Below are 15,824 nucleotides of genomic sequence, written 5' to 3'. Positions count from 1 at the left end.
AGAGTATCCGTCTTGCGTCAAGGCTAATTGAAAGGGCTTCTAGAGCCATTTGAACCTCAGCAATCTGCATTAACGGTTTTGGCACAAAGCTTTCGTACGTTCGCAGTTCGAAGGTGTGTGGCCCAGATAGCCTTGGAGTAATCGAGATGTTCTTCAAAAGCAGGAAAACTGCGGATTCAAAACAGCCGGATACGAATGCCATCATTGCTGGCATGGTTGACCGGACACAGGCAACAATTCAGTTCCACCCCGATGGAACAATCATCACAGCCAACCAGAATTTTCTGAACGCACTTGGCTATGATCTCGAAGAGATCCAGGGAAAACATCACTCCATGTTTGTTGCTCCTGAGCTGGTTGCCTCTGAAGAATACAGGACATTCTGGTCCGACCTCGCCAGCGGAAAGGCATTTACGGATCAATTTCCCCGGATGACAAAGTCCGGCGAAACCATCTGGATTCAAGCGACGTATGCGCCTGTCGAGGATGACACCGGCAAGGTCGAACGGGTTGTGAAGGTTGCTTCAGACGTGACCGAGCGCCGCCGCGGGCTGGAAGCAATCGGGGCTGGCCTGAAGGAATTGAGCGAAGGCAACCTTGCCTACAGAATTGAAGCATCCAATCAGCCGGACATTGCAGCCCTTGGAGACGCTTTCAACCATTCTCTGGAGCAGCTTGCCACCACCGTTGGTGCCGTAAAGCAGGTTTCTGCAGCAGTAGGGCGGACATCGGATGAAATCGCCCAGGCCGCCAATGATCTTTCCCAGCGCACCGAAAGCCAGGCTGCAACCCTTGAGGAAACGGCTGCAGCGCTGGAAGAATTGACGGCAACAGTTAAAGCCTCAGCAGACGGCGCACGAAATGTCGAAGAGATCGTGACTGACGCCAAGGCCTCTGCGGAACGCAGCGGCGAAGTTGTAACTAGCGCTGTTGATGCGATGTCAAAAATTGAAAACTCTTCGGAACAAATCTCCAAGATTATCGGTGTGATCGACGACATTGCGTTCCAGACCAACCTGCTAGCTTTGAATGCTGGCGTGGAAGCTGCACGGGCAGGTGAGGCCGGCCGCGGTTTCGCAGTTGTTGCATCGGAAGTCAGAGCACTTGCCCAGCGGTCTTCTGATGCTGCAGGAGAGATCAAGCAGCTGATCAGTGAAAGCAACCAGCAAGTAGGCAATGGTGTGAGCCTCGTCGGAAAATCCGGCCAAGAACTGCAGCAGATTATCAAGAGCGTGGCAACGATTTCAGATCACATCCGTGAAATCGCCACAGGGGCCTCTGAGCAATCGACAGCTTTGAGTGAGATCAACATGGGGGTTTCCCAGCTTGATCAAGTGACGCAGCAGAATGCAGCAATGGTTGAGGAGACATCTGCTGCAAGCCAGATGCTGTCGAACGACGCCAGCCAGCTCACACAGGAGATCTCCAAGTTCAAAGGAGATACAGCTCCGCCCGCAGCGGCTAAATCCTTGCCTCAAGCGCATCCTCCGATGCCAGATGCTGACGCGGCCTTTGATGACTTTGATCAAGAGGTGCTTCCGGCGGCGCAGGGCTGGGATAACTTTTAAACACAAGGTGTCTGCTACGGCAGGTTGGGTAAGAGGAAGCTGAGAAATCGCTCCTCTTACCCGTTTCATCTCAATTGATTGGCGAAAGCAATGCTGGGTTCCGGACCAGGTTCCGGACACCATGCGCATGTGTTTCCGAAAACGGGTTGTCGCCCAGCCAGGCGTCAACTGAATGGATATCAAGCTTGAGAACTTTCGGCCGGACATTCCAGGTAACCTGGAAGGGAGATCCCTTCTCGTTATAGGCCGGGCCCGTGGTTGATCCTGTGTAGGTCACCGGTGCCCCCAAATCGGTCGGCAGGTTTGGAAGCTGGTTCAGCCCGCCAGTTTCCTGGATCCGCGCCAATTCGGTAAAGTCTGCGCCTCCCTCAGAAACAAGGACTGCAACAACAGCTTCCACCCGCAATTGGGGGTTGCTGGTCGCTTCACCAAGGCAGGTGCCCAATCCATTTCCAAGCGTTGCCTGTGCGGTTGAATAAACGAAATGGGCTTCGATTGTGTCGCCAGGCACCAGGTCTCCATGCTCGCTGGCTCCAACCGCTTTGCCGGCAGAAGCTTTCTCGGCTGGTGTCAGTTCTCCGGAGAATTTGTAACCTGTTCCGTATCCATTGCCATCACCATTGCCGGCATAGGTGGTGAACTCTCCACCACGATGCTCAGCGTTCTCATGAAAATGAATATCGCAAAGAGTCATCCCTGTAACAGCTGGCGCCTTGCTGAACACGCGCGGGTTGGTACCTTCCGCCTGTCCAATATCACGCGGTGACTGAGGGCCAAAACCTGTCCCTTCCGTTGCAGCGGCCAAAGAGGCGCGCTGCGCAGCAATAACCTCGTCTGGTACGGGTTCACTGTTCTCCGCAACCGACATTGATGCATCCGCAAAGGCGGCCGCACCCAATGCCAGTGTCCATTGTCTCAAGTTCGTCAATTGGATCAAACTCCTGCGATGAGTTAACGAAACCTAAGTCTACTTCACCTATAAGGAGAGTCGAGATTGGTTCCTCCATCTCATATACTCTAGGCACACCATGATGGGCACCTTCATCTCGCGATGAGGGTGCTCACTTTCGGTTGAAAGCAAAACACTCTGAACCTGTCCTTGAGAAGGAAAGGCCGCTGTCGAACAGGAAAGCCCTTAGCAGTGTTCACGGTCATTCACCCATCTGCGGGTCATGCAGCGGGCCTCATCGGCACTTACCAGATCCGGGTTATGCATCCAGTAGACGTTGCCATTGCCTGAAAAGTAGCCGGCACCGCGGGCAATTGGCTGAGAGTAACCGGCCAGCCGAAGATCAGAAATTATTGCGTCTCCATGATCTTTGAACGCGATTGCACCCAGGCCCTGCTCGTCGTTGACATAACCATCTTCAAGCAGCCTCGTCTTGATGGCCCTGATTTCCTCATCGTCGAAGCTCATCGCGTCTCCAAAATCCTGAAATTCCGCTCGGGAAAATCAATCTAAGCGGTACTGACGCTTAGAATACTGTATTGATCTTTTGGAGGCTAGAGGGCAGGACGCACTTCCCAAGGCCTGTCAGCCTTGATCAGGACATTGGCTAAAACAATCAGCTTACGCATCACCGCTGTTATCGCAACCTTGGCTGGCTTGCCGGCTGCAACAAGCCGTTCATACAGGGCGCGCAGGTCCGGGTTATGACGGGAGGCGACAAGTGCAGGCATATACATAGCGTGCCTCAAGACCGCCCTTCCGCCCTGGATGAAGGACTTTCCCTTCCACTTTCCGGATTCCCGCGTCATCGGCGCAAGGCCTGCCAGGCTGGCAACCTGCGGCGAAGAAAGTGTCCCGATTTCCGGCATCTCCACCAATACGGTGAAGGCAGTAACATCCGAAATGCCAGGAATGCTGATCAGGATTTCCTTCTGCCGCTTCAACTGTCTATCTGCCTCGACAGTGTTACGGATCTCGGCATCCAACTGCTTCACCTGCCGCTCGATCTGGCGCAACTGGGCCGCACACTGGCGTCTCAGCAGGGGGTGGGTCAGCACCTTCTGCCTATTCAGTGTTGCTGTGCGCTCTTTAACCAATCCCCGTCTGAACATCGCCAGCTCACGCAAGATGGCAACCAACTCCCGCTGCGGCTGCTGTGGCTCAAGGTCCAAGGCAAATCCCATCCGTGCCAGCATAGCTGCATCAACCCGATCGGTCTTGGCCAAGACACCAGCGGATTGCGAAAACCGGCGCGCATACAGTGGGTTCACCTTACAAACGGGGATTCCTGCCGTGTGCAAAGCCTGTTCGAATGCTCGATGATAGGAACCTGTCGGTTCGAAGACGACGATCTCCGGCTCCAGCTTCCGAAGCCATCGGATCAGCTTGGGAAAGCTGCCTTTCCTGTTCTGGATCCTCACTTCCTCTCCTGAAGGCAATGCGTGAAGGTCCAAATGGTCTTTTGATATATCCACGCCAATAGTGTGTCTGGTCATCTTTCCCTGTCCTATGCTTGTCATACGGGGCGGGTTCTCCCCCGCGTATCCGTTCAGGCCCCATGGAAATTGACGGGAACGATCCCACTCTAGCACGGTTCCGAGAACCTGCGCGGTCTCGATCCATCCCCGCCACTGCCCGGCATAAATGCCGTGCCAGGCAGTGGCTCCAGTTTGCCATTGGAGCCACGAAATTCATAAGACAGGCGCGGTCCCGGGCGTAAGCACGGGATTTGCCATGATGAACATACGATCAGAAATTCCAGTGAAGTTGCGGCCCGCAATTTTGGCAAACAAGAACTCAAACAATGCAGGCCGCTTCCCCAGCCATAAGCGGACAATCTTGATTTAGAATTATAGCGAGGAAGTCCAGTTCAAGAACACTGATCTGCTGTCATGCAGCTACCCTGAATCTTTGGCTTCTCCCGCCGCATAGTTGCAGCCATTCGGGTGATCTCGACGCATTGTGAACACGCCTCAGTTGAACCTTAATCCAAAATGCGTAGACAGATGCCATCGAAATAGTAGGTATTTGATCATGGCAAACCCGATCGACATTCATGTGGGCAAGCGCATTCGGCACCAGCGTTGGCTTAAAGGTATGACACAGCAGGAACTTGGTGAACGATCCGGTGTCAAATTCCAACAGATCCAGAAATATGAAACTGGCGGCAACCGCGTCAGCGCATCGAGGCTTTGGGACATATCTCTCGCGCTCGATGTCCATGTTTCATTCTTCTTTGAGGGACTGGACAAGCCCGAAGGCAAAGCCCTGAAGGCTGTTGCTGATGAAAGCCTGCTTGCCGGAAAAGAAGCTATTGATCTGGTCCGGAACTATTATGCCATTCCAGAAAGAAGCCGGGAACATGTGTTCTCCCTGGCTAAGGCACTCGCGGCCTGAACGGAAAAGGGCGGCTCCGAAGACCCGCCCAATTCACCGAGGTTTGTCAGGAAACCCAGCTGCGTTTTAAGGCAACCATTGATTTCCGTTTGTATCGGTCAGCCCGTACCACTGCAAATCAATTGTACGCTGGAACTGCGGATCGGCTTTGGCATGAGCCTGCTCCAACAGCTCTTTTCCGCCCGCTTCAGCCAGGGCCCGGCCAACCCGTGAAATGATCGCGGCACCGGGCAGCTTTTCGTAGTCGGTTTCGCTGGTGTCTATCAGCTCGGCACCCCGGTTCAGCTCGCTCACCATTTCACTCAGCTGCTCGTCATTCATCGTCAGGTTTCCTGCCTTCTTCTTTTGTTACTGGCCCGTTGATTGAAGCGCGGCTTCCTGGCCGAACAACTCAACGTAGCGATTTAGCACTTCGCGTGTCTTCTTAATCGCCAGCCCATGCTCTTGCCTGAGACAGTTTATGTAGTCCTCGGCATCACGAATATACTGCTGGTATTCTTCATTGATCAGCTGCCTTAGCTCTGGATCTTCGGGCGGCTCGAACGGGTATGGATCTTCGGGCGGCAAGCAGGAACCTAGAAGAATGTCGCCCTCGTACTGCTGGTCTTGAGCGATGCAGGGCAGGGCGGTGAAGCTGATCGCCGCGACAGCGGCGATCAGACTGTGCGCTTTACCCGCCAATTGCCGGGTCCACATATCCGGTGGAGTAATTGAGCCTGTAGAGCGGCGAAGTATAGGAATCCGGTGTACCGGGCTCGACAGTCACCTGAACCTGGAAATTCACATGGTTTGCGGGGATCCGCCCGTGAAAGACAACCTGGTCCGGTTCATCGCGGCCACGGGTCGTTGTGGTGTGGGTATAGCAAAACGTGGTGATGTTGTTGCTTCTGTCGCGGTCGCCATTCTGCCGGAAATAGAGCCGGTGCGTGTCGGGGCAGTCCCATCCGGCGGGTGTGTTGCGCTGCAGGTAGGCGTAAGGCGCGTCAACGGCCCGGTAGGGTGTGCCGTCGTCCTGGGAACAGATGCCGAAAGGGGGCAGGGGCTTTGGAAACCGGGTGATCCGGTCGATCATGTATCTGTAGGCATCCCCGCAATCGCTGGGAAACCCGCCAGCCATGCAAAGGATAACCTTGCAGTCCATGTCAAAGCCCTGAGCCTGGACAGGTGCGGCCGGTGCCAGCAGCCCTGCTGCTGCGGCGGCGGATAGAAAAAACGTGCGCTTAAACATTTGGCTCTACTTGAAATTCAACCTTGCCGCGATCATAGTTTGCCGCCGAAAAAAGAAAAGCGTCATTTCGATAATCTGATGCAAATAAGCGATTTGATGCGGGCGGCGCACTCTCTGTGCGCGGCTTCTGCAGGGCAGATGATCTGCCCTGCAGGATGTTTCCGGCGTCATTCGCCTCCGGCATGTTTGCCGGTCGGAATGACCGCAACAGTGTCTGCGATAAGGGACACGTCGTAGACGGTCTCGCCAGCTCTGTCGTAAGAGGTGTTTTCCATCTCGCCGCGGACGTGAACCAGGTCGCCCTTTTTCAGATTGTCTTTAAGCCAGCTGAAACCGGGATTGTTCTCGAAAACGGTGACTGTGTTCCACTTTGTTTTCTCGTTGCGTTGGCCGGTCTCGCGGTCTTTCCAGCTTTTAGTTGCCCCGATGTTGAGGCGCATGACGTTGCCTGTGATGGTGACTTTGCCGACGTAGCCCTGAATGGTGAATTCTGCGAATTGAAACATTGGTTTGACCTTCTTTGTTAGTGTTTCGATAAAAAAGACCCCGCACGATCCCGGTGCCAATCAAGCTGAAATGCGGAGGGTTCGCGCCGCAGGCGTGGAAGCCGTATTTCTGCTTGAAGGCCGCAGGCCGGTTGGCAAGCGGGATTGAGATATGTGGGGTGTTCGAAACACGACGGAGAAGGGATGCCACATGGGGTTTCAGCATAGAGTTCCCCAGGGCACGGCCAATCAACACCGCTCGGCAATAGCTTCGCGGAATGCGTCAGGAAAAAGCTGGATGGCTCGCGCGTGGTCAACGGTAGAAAACAAAATCAGAAACAGTCTATGGTTGTGGGCACCATTACCAGCACAGAAAGCAAAGACAATCTGAAAACGGACCTGATGCGCTCACCATCCGGTGAAAGAAGGTCCAAACACCTCCTTCGATAGAGCTGATGCGGATCTGCTTACGTGGCCTTTGTCGGATCAGTCCGCAGAGAGCGAGAAGGTATCCGCAAGAACAAAGGGCGCCCGGAATCCATCGGCTAGGTAGGCCCAACCGCCCCGAAGCTGCACAAATGGGCGTTATGAAGAACATGACATGAACACGTCACGATGGCCTGTAACTTTTGGGTCCACCCGACCAAGAAAGTGTCACATATGGAGCAGTGCGGCCATATGTGACGCTGCAATCTGTCACTTATGACCGTCTCATGCGGGTCTACCCTTTTGTGACGCGATATCGACAGCGGCCATTCATGCTGTGCGCGGCGAAACCTGGCTGAGAGCCCATTCCGTCGGATGCTGCGCATTGCACCAATGGGCAAGAAGCACCTTAAGCGGACGCCGCCAAATGCAAAGTCGAATGGTGGCATGCTAGAATTGCCTAATCTGGAGAAAAGTACCCGACTCTTTTCCAGATTTTGGATCGCGCTTCTGAACAGCTGCTTGTAGAAAAGGATATTCCCATACGATATTTTTCGTAAATACGTGCAATTCTCGCTCTGCATAGTGGCGCATAGTGATCCAATCATGTGTCTCATATCGCTGGGTATGAGACAGTTTTCGGTGTGTGATGCACACTTTCTCAAAAGCGCTATCAACCTGACTGGCCCTCGTTAACCTTTGCTCCAACAAGGAGGAGAGGACAAATGCAGCCAGATAAACAGACATTGGCGTGGATGTACGAAAAGATGGTGACAAGCCGTCGTTTCGAAAACGCTATTGAGAAAATCTACATGGAAGGCAAGACGCCCGTGTTCAACATGGCGGACGGGCCAATTCCTGGCGAGATGCACCTGTCGGACGGGCAGGAGCCTGTCGCGGTTGGCGTTTGTGCGCATCTCAACGCAGAGGATGTTGTGACCGCGACGCACCGGCCTCACCATCAGGCGATCGCCAAAGGTGTTGACCTGAAGAAAATGGCGGCGGAAATCTTTGGCAAGTCGACAGGACTGTCCGGTGGGCGCGGCGGTCACATGCACATCTTTGATGCGGATGTGAACTTTGCCTGTTCCGGTATCATCGCGCAGGGCATGGGCCCCGCAGCGGGTGCCGCTTTGTCACGTCAAATTCAAGGCAAGCCGGGCGTTGCTGTCTCATTCATCGGTGAGGGTGCTGCCAACCAGGGTGCATTTCACGAGGCGATGAACCTCGCTGCGGTCTGGAAACTGCCAATGATTGTCGTAATTGAAGACAACGCATGGGGCATTTCTGTGTCCAAAGAGGCGTCCACGGCAATTGAACGGAATTCGGATAGGGCTTCGGCCTATGGCATTCCCGGTCACTATATTCCCGGCAATGATCCGTTGAAAATCTATGAGGTCGCAGGCGAAGCGATTGCACGGGCGCGGGCGGGTGAAGGTCCGACGCTGATCGAGATCGAGACCTACCGTTTGGCTGGTCACTTTATGGGGGACGCCGAGGGCTACCGCCCTGACGGCGAAAAGGACGGGTTGTTTGAGCGGGATCCGATCCCAAAAATGCGCGCCCAGTTACTGGCCGACGGCAGCTTTACTGAAGCGGAACTCGATGCGTTGGAAACCAATGCACAAAACGCAGTGGATGAAGCGATCAGCTTTGCACGCGAGAGCGCGGACCCGAAACCAGAAGACGCGCTGACAGCCGTATTCGCCTGATCGCGAGGGAGGAAAAACAATGGAAAACGAACGCAAACTAACGATTGCGCGGGCCATGGCCGAAGCCACAGCTCAGGAAATGCGCATTGATGACGGTGTCTTTGTCATGGGCGAAGACATTGGTGAACTTGGTGGCGTCTTTGGCAATACCCGCGGCTTGCTTGAAGAGTTTGGCAAAGAACGGGTGCGCGACACGCCGATTTCTGAGACTGGATTCATCGGTGCTGCTGTCGGTGCCGCACAAGATGGTATGAAGCCAGTGGTCGAGCTGATGTTCGCCGATTTCTTTGGCGTCTGTTTCGATGCAATTTATAACCTGATGGCAAAGAACACCTATTTTTCGGGCGGGAATGTCACGGTGCCAATGGTGTTGATGACCTCGACCGGCGGCGGCTATTCTGACGCAGGGCAGCACTCGCAATGCCTTTATGGCAGCTTTGCTCATTTGCCCGGTATGAAAGTGGTCAGCCCATCGAACGCCTATGACGCGAAGGGGTTGATGACCGCTGCACTGCGCGACCCAAACCCCGTGATCTACATGTACCACAAGGGGTTGCAGGGCATGGGTTGGTTGGGCACCGAAGCTGGCGCGATCAACCACGTTCCCGAAGAAGCCTATGAGGTCGAAATCGGCAAGGCTGCCATTGCGCGTGAAGGACGTGACGTGACGATCGTGTCGATTGCGCAAGGCGTGCATCACGGGTTGAAGGCTGCCGATACGCTTGCCGAACAGGGCATCAGTGCCGAGGTTGTTGATTTACGGTCATTGGTTCCGCTTGATCGAGAAACTGTTCGTGCCAGTGTCGCAAAGACAGGGCGACTGATCGTGGTGGATGAGGACTACCATAGTTACGGCGTTTCCGGAGAGATAATCGCCACAGTGACTGAATCCAACTTGGCCGACCTCAAGGCACCGCCCAAACGCATCGCCTATCCGGATGTTCCGATCCCCTTTGCCCGTGTGATGGAGCAATATTGCCTGCCAAACGCCGACAAGATCGTAACAGCAGCTCGCGAGATTTGTCAGGCACCGATCCCGGCCTGATCCCACCAACAGTACTGAAAAACCCAACCTCCCCGATGTCTCGGGGAGGCCACATTAGGAGACTGCCAAATGGCAACGGATATCATCATTGCAGCCGATCTTTGGGAAGGTGACGACGAGTGTGTCATTACAGCCTGGTTGGCGAGCGATGGCGCAAATGTAACCGAGGGCGCGTTGATTGCAGAGATCATGACCGCCAAGGTCCAGTACGAAGTGACTGCGCCTGCAACCGGAACCCTGAGCATTGCAAAAGAACAGGATGAGGTCGCGGCCAAAGGCGATGTCATCGGGTCAATCTCATGACGACTAAGGCAACGCCAGAACCAAAGGTCGTGCCGCTTCGCGGTGCGCGGGCCATGATCGCGGATAAGATGGTTGCCTCACTGCAAACAGCCGCGCAACTGACCCATCACGCGCGTGTAGATATGACCGCGTTGCTGGCCGCCAAGGCGCGCTACAAAAGCGAGGGCATCGCGCTTTCTGTCGAAGATCTTCTGATGGACGCGGTTGTTCAAACGCTGAAATCGCACCCTGACATCAATGGTACGGTGCAGGATCGGGAAGTGCATTTGTCGCAGGCCATTGATCTTGGCATAGCCATTGCATTGCCCGGCAACTTGCTGGCTGCGCCTGCGATTTTCGGGGCCGGTGATATGGATTTGCAAGAGCTTCGTGCGGCACGCCGTGACCTCTCAGAACGCGCACGCACCAACAAACTGACCGTGCCTGAGATGACGCGCGGCACCTTCACAGTCTCCAACCTTGGCCTCAGCCGGGTGGAGCAGTTCACGCCAATCATCAATACGCCGCAGATTGCCATTCTGGGTGTTGGCCGCACAGTGGAAACCGCAGTGCGCGATGGCGACGAGATTGCATGGAAATCCTTTACTGGCCTGTCGCTGACTTTCGACCACAGAGCGATCGACGGGGCTCCAGCGGCAGATTTCCTGACAGGCTTGTGTCAAACGATCGAGGCTTTCACGCCATGATTATAGCTCCGTTTTCCAATGCTACAGATGGAATAGCGCGCGAAGCAAGCCTGTTTCAGGCAGCACAGCCCGCGATGCTGATCTGGCAGGCGGACGAAAACGCCTTGGTCGTGCCGACGGCGCTTGCGCGGCGAGACGATATGAAAAACCCGATGGCCGAAGCAGCCCACATGGGTTGGCCGGTTGTTACGCGCGGCAGCGGCGGCGGCATTGTTCCTCAGGGGCCATGTACGTTGAATATCGCGATGGTTGTTGCGATGTCAGACATCTGCACGATGGATGATGGTTATCGCCTGATTTGCGATGTTATTGCCGAAGCTTTGACGCGATTCGACGTGACTTCCACAACCGGGTCTTGCGAAAATGCATTCTGTGACGGTCAGTGGAACGTGCTGGTTGAAGGTCGCAAACTTGCGGGAACTGCGCAGAGATGGCGGTCGACACCGCAAGGTCGCCTTGCCCTGATCCACGCGGCAATCTTGATGCAATCACCCGAGCCCGGGCTTTGGCCAGTCATGCAAAACCTGCATCAGGTGGCATTACCCAGGCATTCGCTGCCAAAGGCTGAGGCACATGTGGCTCTGGATGAGCTCATCTCCGGCAACATGAATTTCAATAGTTTTCCTGGTGCTTTGGTCAGGGCGGCGGAGGATCGCCTGACCTTACATGAGCGCCAGAAAAAAGCAGCGGCTTGACCGCATAACAACACCCAACGGGAGGGAAAAAATGTCAATTCGATTCCACCGACTAGGCAAATCAGAAGAGGATCGCGCAGGCATGAGCCGGCGTATGTTCCTCATGACGACGACCATGGCTGGCATAACAACAAACGCAATGCTGGGAAGTTCAGCTTTTGCTCAATCATCAGCACTGAGTTCTGCGCAAAGCGCCAGTGTTCTGCAAATGGTACAGGATATTTATCCGCATCCTGGACTTTTGAACCTGTCTCACTATGAGGCGATTGCTGCATCAGTTGCACAGACAGCCGACGATGACGAGGCAACCGCCAAGACGTTGACGGATGGCTTGGCACAACTCGATGCCAAAGCGCAGGAACTGTACGGTAGTACCTACGCAGAAATTGAAGATCCGGACACTCGTGAGGGTTTGCTACGGCATTTCCAGCATGAAGGGTTTTTCCAATCCGTTCGCTGGACGGCCTACTTCGGCATCTACAACAATCAGGATGTCTGGCCGCTCTTTGGTTATCAGGGTTCCTCTGTTGAACACGGCGGTTACATCGACCGCGGATTCTCCGACATCACATTCGTTCCCGAGGGTCCGACCCTCGAAGAGCGTATGGCTGAAGTTCAGAAATAAGGGAGCGGAAAAATGGCAGAATTTGATCTGAACGACGACAGCGTTGTTGTCATCATCGGCTCTGGCGCGGGCGGCGGGACACTCGCCAATGAACTGGCGCAAAAGGGCGTCAAATCGGTTGTTCTCGAAGCAGGCCCTCGTTTTGATATGGGCGATATCGAAAATGACGAATGGACAATGTTCAACAAGATTTCGTGGTTGGACAAACGTTATTCAGCAGGTGGTTGGCACGGGTCCGTAAACCACCCCACTTTGCCGACATGGATCGTCAAGGGTTTCGGTGGGTCCACCAATCACTGGGCCGGCGTTGCATTGCGGTTCAAGGATTTTGAATTCAAGACCCGTACGACGTATGGCGAAATTGATGGTGCAAATGTTGAAGATTGGCCCGTTGATCTGGCCGAAATGACGCCTTGGTACGAAAAAGCGGAACTGAAGATGGGTGTGACCGGCAAGACAACCGGCATGCCGCACCTGCCGTGGAACAATGGGTTCCGGGTTTTGGCCGAAGGCTGTCGCCGGACAGGTCGTACAGACTACAGATCGGGGCCGATGGCGATTAATTCGGTTGAGCGCGACGGCAGGCCAGCTTGTCAGCAGATTGGTTTTTGTATGCAAGGCTGTGCAATCGGCGCACGATGGTCAACCATGTACACCGAACTTCCCAGTGCCGAAGACACGGGAAATTGCGAGATCCGTACCGATGCGATGGTTTTGAAGATCGAGCATGACGACAGTGGAAAAGTGAATGGCGTGCTTTATGCCGACAAGGAGGGCAATCAACATCTGCAAAAAGCACGTGTTGTCTGCGTGGCAGGCAATTCAATCGAAAGCCCGCGTCTGCTGCTGAACTCCGCTTCGTCCATGTTCCCCGATGGGCTGGCCAATTCGTCAGGTCAGGTTGGCAAAAACTACATGAACCACACCACCGGTGGTGTTTATGCGGCATTGCCCGAAAAGGTGCATATGTTCCGCGGCACCTCAGTCGCAGGGATCGTGGGCGACGAGGTCTACCATGACGCATCCCGCGGGTTCAGCGGTGGTTACTATCTTGAGTTTCTGTCGCTGGGTCTGCCATTCATGGCTGCCTTCCTGGAACCTGGCAATACGGGTTGGGGCCGCAGCGTCGCGAGCGCCATGGAAAACTACGACAAGATGTCGGGTGTCTGGGTTCTGGGTGAGGATCTGGCCCAGGAACGTAATGCGATCACGCTGCATGACAGTGAGGTGGATCAATACGGTCTGCCCGTTCCAATCGTCTCAAAAACCCCGCACAACAACGACTATGAGATGACGGCGCATATGTATGAGACATCGGCGCAAATCTACGAGTCCGTTGGGGCTACAGATGTCTATGAGCTGCCCGCGTATCCCGCGACCCACAACATGGGAACAAATCGGATGCATGCCGATGCCAACAAGGGTGTCGTCAATGCCTACGGTCAAGCGCATGACATTGACAATCTGTTTGTCTCTGATGGCAGCCAGTTCACGTCGTCGGCAGCTTGCAACCCTACCCTGACAATCGTCGCATTGGCCATTCGTCAGGCGGAATACATCGCACAGGAACTGAACGCTCAGAACATCTGAGCGCTTCGAATGAACCTCCCTGAATGCGGTCGGGCCTTCGTGTCCGGCCGCGTTTGCGATAATTATTCGGGGCGCTGCAGTCCTTCGGACGCAATCCAGCGGTTGACCGTTGCACGGCTTTTTCCCAACAGACGCGCGGCTTTGGTCACGTTCCAATTGGTCGTGTCTAAAGCGTCTCGCAGCGTTGAGCGGGTCAAGGCTGGGGTTTTAGATCCTTCTCGCGAAGAGAGCAGCCGCGCGGGCAAGTCCGTCACGTTGATCCGCCTCCCATTTCCACAGATCAATGCTTCGCGCAGAACAGCGTGCATTTCACGGTGATTACCGGGCCAGTCGTGCCCGACGAGCACATCGCGGGCGCTGTCGGCGATTTCAAACGATTGAGAAAAACCATCCGCGACGACATTCTCAAGCACGGTTTCGCAATCTCGCTGCGCCACTGGCGGCAGTTCCACGACGGACTGCCCCAGCAAGTAGAGCAGGCTTGCAGGAATACTGTCATTACTCTCGAGCTGAGCCCATGATTTGGAAGACGTGAATATCACTACGGGTGGCTGTGCTCTAGAGCCGGAAATCGTATGGTCAACATCAAGAAACCGCTCAAGATTTGATTGTGCATTGATTGGCAGGCATTCGATATTGCGCAGGATCAGCGTGGGTACCACTTTGTCGACCGGGTAATCGCTCAAAAATTCTAGGCTGCTAAGGATTTCGGACAGTTCGGATTCAACACCGCTGCCCGCTGCATCAAGTGCATACCCCATCTGTGAGACCAGAGATCCGTCTTCCAGCAACGCTCTTGCGAAGCTTTCCGCTCCGACACCCGGCTCCCCACAGATCAGCAATGGCACACGATGCGCAACGAGCTTGCGCGCGCGTTCGGCCAAAACCGGCAGTGTCCCACCTTCTGCAATGATGCGCCCCAGTGCGGTTTCTTTCTCAATCCGTGCAGAAACGTGGGCCGCATATTCTTTCATGACCCGACGCCGGGGTGGCACTGTAACCGGGCCTTGCAAGCTGATATCCAAATCCTTCAGGTCGGATATATGTCGTCCCGCGAGGTGCTGGTGTTCTGCTGGCTTGGCCTCATCGCGCCAGAGCGGCAGATGCGATATCACGAAACCGTCGTCGTCACAGGCAACCAAAGTCTCAAACCGCCGCATCAGCTTTGGATCAAGTGACAAAACCCGTCCGGTCATTTTGTCAGAATGGAAATTGCGAAAGAGCCGGGTTTGAAAATGCCGCGATGCACGCCGGACGACCTGTTCGCAAAGTGCGTGTTCTTCGAGTCGCCTGAGCGCAGAACCAACGAGTGTCACAGTCCCGATCAGGTTGTTTTCCGCATCGGTCAAAGGGGCTGAACTGCAACTCAAACCGTGAAAACAATTATAGAAATGCTCTTGACCATGCACGGTTAACACACGTCCGGTCTGCATCGACATGGCAATGCCATTTGTTCCGGCAACGCGTTCGTCCCAGACCGCGCCACGGACCAAACCGCCGCGCTGAAACTCTGCTTCCATGCCCTCGGGCGCATAGGATTCGATCACTATGCCTTCGGCGTCTGTGATCAACATGCAATATCGTGACCGGCTTGGTAGCAAGGCGGATTTGTCCACCTCTGCCACAGCACCACCAATCCGTTCTAGAAACTGCTCGCTTCGAAGTTTGGTTTCGTCTTCTCGCAGACGCAATATCGGTGACTTGGTGGTCGAGGTCAGGCTATATTTCGACTGACTGCGATCCCTGGACATGCGGATCAGATTTTCCACCTTCGATCTGTCCATAGACCCTGACATTACCGACCTCCTCTGAAACTCAGCATCTCGATATGCCCCGGCCAAAATCGGGATTGTTATTCAAAATACACGCCGTGTCCAATCTGGCCTCGCCGGATTGAATACTATGACAATTCTTCAAGCGCCTCCAAAGCACGTCCACCATAGACAACTGAAGGGCCACCCCCCATCTCAATCGCGACCGCAATTGCCTCAATCACTTCTTCCCGATCGGCTCCGTGTTTCAATGCCGCGCGCAAGTGAAAAACGATGCAATCCTCACACCGAATGGCAATGGATATCGAAAATGCCATTAGTTCCTTGGTTTTACTATCCAACG

General features: G+C 54.6%; 19 protein-coding genes. 9 read left to right on the top strand and 10 right to left on the bottom strand.

The features are described from left to right. Positions 1 to 205, bottom strand: a 205-nt coding sequence (locus tag ACP151_RS20450; RefSeq protein WP_424979579.1) for a hypothetical protein, incomplete at its 3' end; no start/stop codon positions are given. Here ACP151_RS20450 and ACP151_RS20445 point away from each other — a divergent pair. Further along, positions 147 to 1,568, top strand: coding sequence for a methyl-accepting chemotaxis protein (locus ACP151_RS20445; protein ID WP_424978948.1), 1,422 nt, complete (start codon positions 147 to 149; stop codon positions 1,566 to 1,568). The genes ACP151_RS20450 and ACP151_RS20445 overlap by 59 nt on opposite strands. Positions 1,569 to 1,638: 70 nt before the next feature. Here ACP151_RS20445 and ACP151_RS20440 read toward each other — a convergent pair whose 3' ends face one another. From ACP151_RS20440 to ACP151_RS20430, 3 genes are all read right to left on the bottom strand, one after another. After that, a complete protein-coding gene (locus ACP151_RS20440) occupies positions 1,639 to 2,496 on the bottom strand; it encodes a delta-class carbonic anhydrase (protein WP_424978947.1) in 858 nt (285 codons plus the stop codon). Between the two features lie 207 nt (positions 2,497 to 2,703). Further along, positions 2,704 to 2,985: a hypothetical protein gene (locus ACP151_RS20435; RefSeq protein WP_424978946.1), complete on the bottom strand. Its 282-nt coding sequence runs from the start codon at positions 2,983 to 2,985 to the stop codon at positions 2,704 to 2,706. A gap of 86 nt (positions 2,986 to 3,071) precedes the next feature. After that, on the bottom strand, positions 3,072 to 4,013 hold the full coding sequence (locus ACP151_RS20430) for an IS110 family transposase (RefSeq protein ID WP_424978945.1): 942 nt from the start codon (positions 4,011 to 4,013) through the stop codon (positions 3,072 to 3,074). Between the two features lie 538 nt (positions 4,014 to 4,551). Between ACP151_RS20430 and ACP151_RS20425 the strand changes: the two genes are divergently transcribed. Further along, entirely contained in the window at positions 4,552 to 4,914 is a 363-nt protein-coding gene (locus ACP151_RS20425) for a helix-turn-helix domain-containing protein (RefSeq protein ID WP_424980684.1), read from the top strand. Positions 4,915 to 4,980: 66 nt separating this feature from the next. Here the strand turns inward: ACP151_RS20425 and ACP151_RS20420 are convergent, their stop codons facing one another. From ACP151_RS20420 to ACP151_RS20405, 4 genes are all read right to left on the bottom strand, one after another. Next, positions 4,981 to 5,235 carry a hypothetical protein gene (locus ACP151_RS20420; RefSeq protein ID WP_424980683.1) on the bottom strand — a complete coding sequence of 85 codons (255 nt, stop codon included), beginning with the start codon at positions 5,233 to 5,235 and terminating at the stop codon, positions 4,981 to 4,983. A gap of 27 nt (positions 5,236 to 5,262) precedes the next feature. After that, the gene (locus tag ACP151_RS20415; RefSeq protein ID WP_254682968.1) at positions 5,263 to 5,595 is read right to left on the bottom strand and encodes a hypothetical protein; all 333 of its coding nucleotides are present in this window, start codon (positions 5,593 to 5,595) and stop codon (positions 5,263 to 5,265) included. After that, positions 5,585 to 6,142, bottom strand: a complete 558-nt coding sequence (locus ACP151_RS20410) for a hypothetical protein (RefSeq protein WP_424980682.1) — start codon at positions 6,140 to 6,142, stop codon at positions 5,585 to 5,587. Before ACP151_RS20410 ends, ACP151_RS20415 begins: the two co-directional genes overlap by 11 nt. Positions 6,143 to 6,309: 167 nt before the next feature. Beyond that, positions 6,310 to 6,648, bottom strand: a complete 339-nt coding sequence (locus ACP151_RS20405; protein WP_096873653.1) for a single-stranded DNA-binding protein — start codon at positions 6,646 to 6,648, stop codon at positions 6,310 to 6,312. A gap of 1,130 nt (positions 6,649 to 7,778) precedes the next feature. On the opposite strand from ACP151_RS20405, the gene ACP151_RS20400 reads away from it, so the two are divergent. From ACP151_RS20400 to ACP151_RS20370, 7 genes are all read left to right on the top strand, one after another. Beyond that, the gene (locus tag ACP151_RS20400) at positions 7,779 to 8,765 is read left to right on the top strand and encodes a thiamine pyrophosphate-dependent dehydrogenase E1 component subunit alpha (RefSeq protein WP_424980681.1); all 987 of its coding nucleotides are present in this window, start codon (positions 7,779 to 7,781) and stop codon (positions 8,763 to 8,765) included. Positions 8,766 to 8,784: 19 nt separating this feature from the next. Continuing rightward, on the top strand, positions 8,785 to 9,810 hold the full coding sequence (locus ACP151_RS20395; RefSeq protein ID WP_424980680.1) for an alpha-ketoacid dehydrogenase subunit beta: 1,026 nt from the start codon (positions 8,785 to 8,787) through the stop codon (positions 9,808 to 9,810). A 69-nt stretch (positions 9,811 to 9,879) separates the two neighbouring features. Beyond that, on the top strand, positions 9,880 to 10,113 hold the full coding sequence (locus ACP151_RS20390; RefSeq protein WP_424980679.1) for a biotin/lipoyl-containing protein: 234 nt from the start codon (positions 9,880 to 9,882) through the stop codon (positions 10,111 to 10,113). Continuing rightward, complete coding sequence (locus tag ACP151_RS20385; protein WP_424980678.1) at positions 10,110 to 10,799, top strand: 2-oxo acid dehydrogenase subunit E2; 690 nt, start codon at positions 10,110 to 10,112, stop codon at positions 10,797 to 10,799. Before ACP151_RS20390 ends, ACP151_RS20385 begins: the two co-directional genes overlap by 4 nt. Further along, positions 10,796 to 11,494 (top strand): lipoyl protein ligase domain-containing protein, encoded by a 699-nt coding sequence (locus ACP151_RS20380; protein WP_424980677.1) that lies wholly within the window; start codon positions 10,796 to 10,798, stop codon positions 11,492 to 11,494. Before ACP151_RS20385 ends, ACP151_RS20380 begins: the two co-directional genes overlap by 4 nt. Continuing rightward, complete coding sequence (locus ACP151_RS20375) at positions 11,466 to 12,119, top strand: hypothetical protein (RefSeq protein WP_424980685.1); 654 nt, start codon at positions 11,466 to 11,468, stop codon at positions 12,117 to 12,119. Before ACP151_RS20380 ends, ACP151_RS20375 begins: the two co-directional genes overlap by 29 nt. A gap of 12 nt (positions 12,120 to 12,131) precedes the next feature. Then, positions 12,132 to 13,709: a GMC family oxidoreductase gene (locus ACP151_RS20370; RefSeq protein ID WP_424980676.1), complete on the top strand. Its 1,578-nt coding sequence runs from the start codon at positions 12,132 to 12,134 to the stop codon at positions 13,707 to 13,709. A gap of 62 nt (positions 13,710 to 13,771) precedes the next feature. Here the strand turns inward: ACP151_RS20370 and ACP151_RS20365 are convergent, their stop codons facing one another. Both ACP151_RS20365 and ACP151_RS20360 read right to left on the bottom strand, forming a co-directional pair. Continuing rightward, positions 13,772 to 15,478, bottom strand: a complete 1,707-nt coding sequence (locus tag ACP151_RS20365; protein ID WP_424980675.1) for a sigma-54-dependent Fis family transcriptional regulator — start codon at positions 15,476 to 15,478, stop codon at positions 13,772 to 13,774. A gap of 131 nt (positions 15,479 to 15,609) precedes the next feature. Beyond that, the coding region (locus ACP151_RS20360) for a carboxymuconolactone decarboxylase family protein (RefSeq protein ID WP_424980674.1) at positions 15,610 to 15,824 on the bottom strand (215 nt) is incomplete at its 5' end.

Origin of the sequence: Leisingera sp. S232 (assembly GCF_049800895.1) — a bacterium.
GTDB lineage: Bacteria > Pseudomonadota > Alphaproteobacteria > Rhodobacterales > Rhodobacteraceae > Leisingera.
Note: the sequence above shows the minus strand (reverse complement) of the source record. Positions and strands in the feature narration are given on the sequence as shown.

Bases quoted from the DNA above. Each gene is read 5' to 3' on its own strand.
- ACP151_RS20390 (WP_424980679.1), top strand. From the start codon at position 9,880: ATGGCAACGGATATCATCATTGCAGCCGATCTTTGGGAAGGTGACGAC.
- ACP151_RS20410 (WP_424980682.1), bottom strand. From the start codon at position 6,142: ATGTTTAAGCGCACGTTTTTTCTATCCGCCGCCGCAGCAGCAGGGCTG.
- ACP151_RS20445 (WP_424978948.1), top strand. From the start codon at position 147: ATGTTCTTCAAAAGCAGGAAAACTGCGGATTCAAAACAGCCGGATACG.
- ACP151_RS20380 (WP_424980677.1), top strand. From the start codon at position 10,796: ATGATTATAGCTCCGTTTTCCAATGCTACAGATGGAATAGCGCGCGAA.
- ACP151_RS20395 (WP_424980680.1), top strand. From the start codon at position 8,785: ATGGAAAACGAACGCAAACTAACGATTGCGCGGGCCATGGCCGAAGCC.
- ACP151_RS20420 (WP_424980683.1), bottom strand. From the start codon at position 5,235: ATGAATGACGAGCAGCTGAGTGAAATGGTGAGCGAGCTGAACCGGGGT.
- ACP151_RS20405 (WP_096873653.1), bottom strand. From the start codon at position 6,648: ATGTTTCAATTCGCAGAATTCACCATTCAGGGCTACGTCGGCAAAGTC.
- ACP151_RS20385 (WP_424980678.1), top strand. From the start codon at position 10,110: ATGACGACTAAGGCAACGCCAGAACCAAAGGTCGTGCCGCTTCGCGGT.
- ACP151_RS20375 (WP_424980685.1), top strand. From the start codon at position 11,466: ATGAGCGCCAGAAAAAAGCAGCGGCTTGACCGCATAACAACACCCAAC.
- ACP151_RS20435 (WP_424978946.1), bottom strand. From the start codon at position 2,985: ATGAGCTTCGACGATGAGGAAATCAGGGCCATCAAGACGAGGCTGCTT.
- ACP151_RS20370 (WP_424980676.1), top strand. From the start codon at position 12,132: ATGGCAGAATTTGATCTGAACGACGACAGCGTTGTTGTCATCATCGGC.
- ACP151_RS20425 (WP_424980684.1), top strand. From the start codon at position 4,552: ATGGCAAACCCGATCGACATTCATGTGGGCAAGCGCATTCGGCACCAG.
- ACP151_RS20400 (WP_424980681.1), top strand. From the start codon at position 7,779: ATGCAGCCAGATAAACAGACATTGGCGTGGATGTACGAAAAGATGGTG.
- ACP151_RS20430 (WP_424978945.1), bottom strand. From the start codon at position 4,013: ATGACCAGACACACTATTGGCGTGGATATATCAAAAGACCATTTGGAC.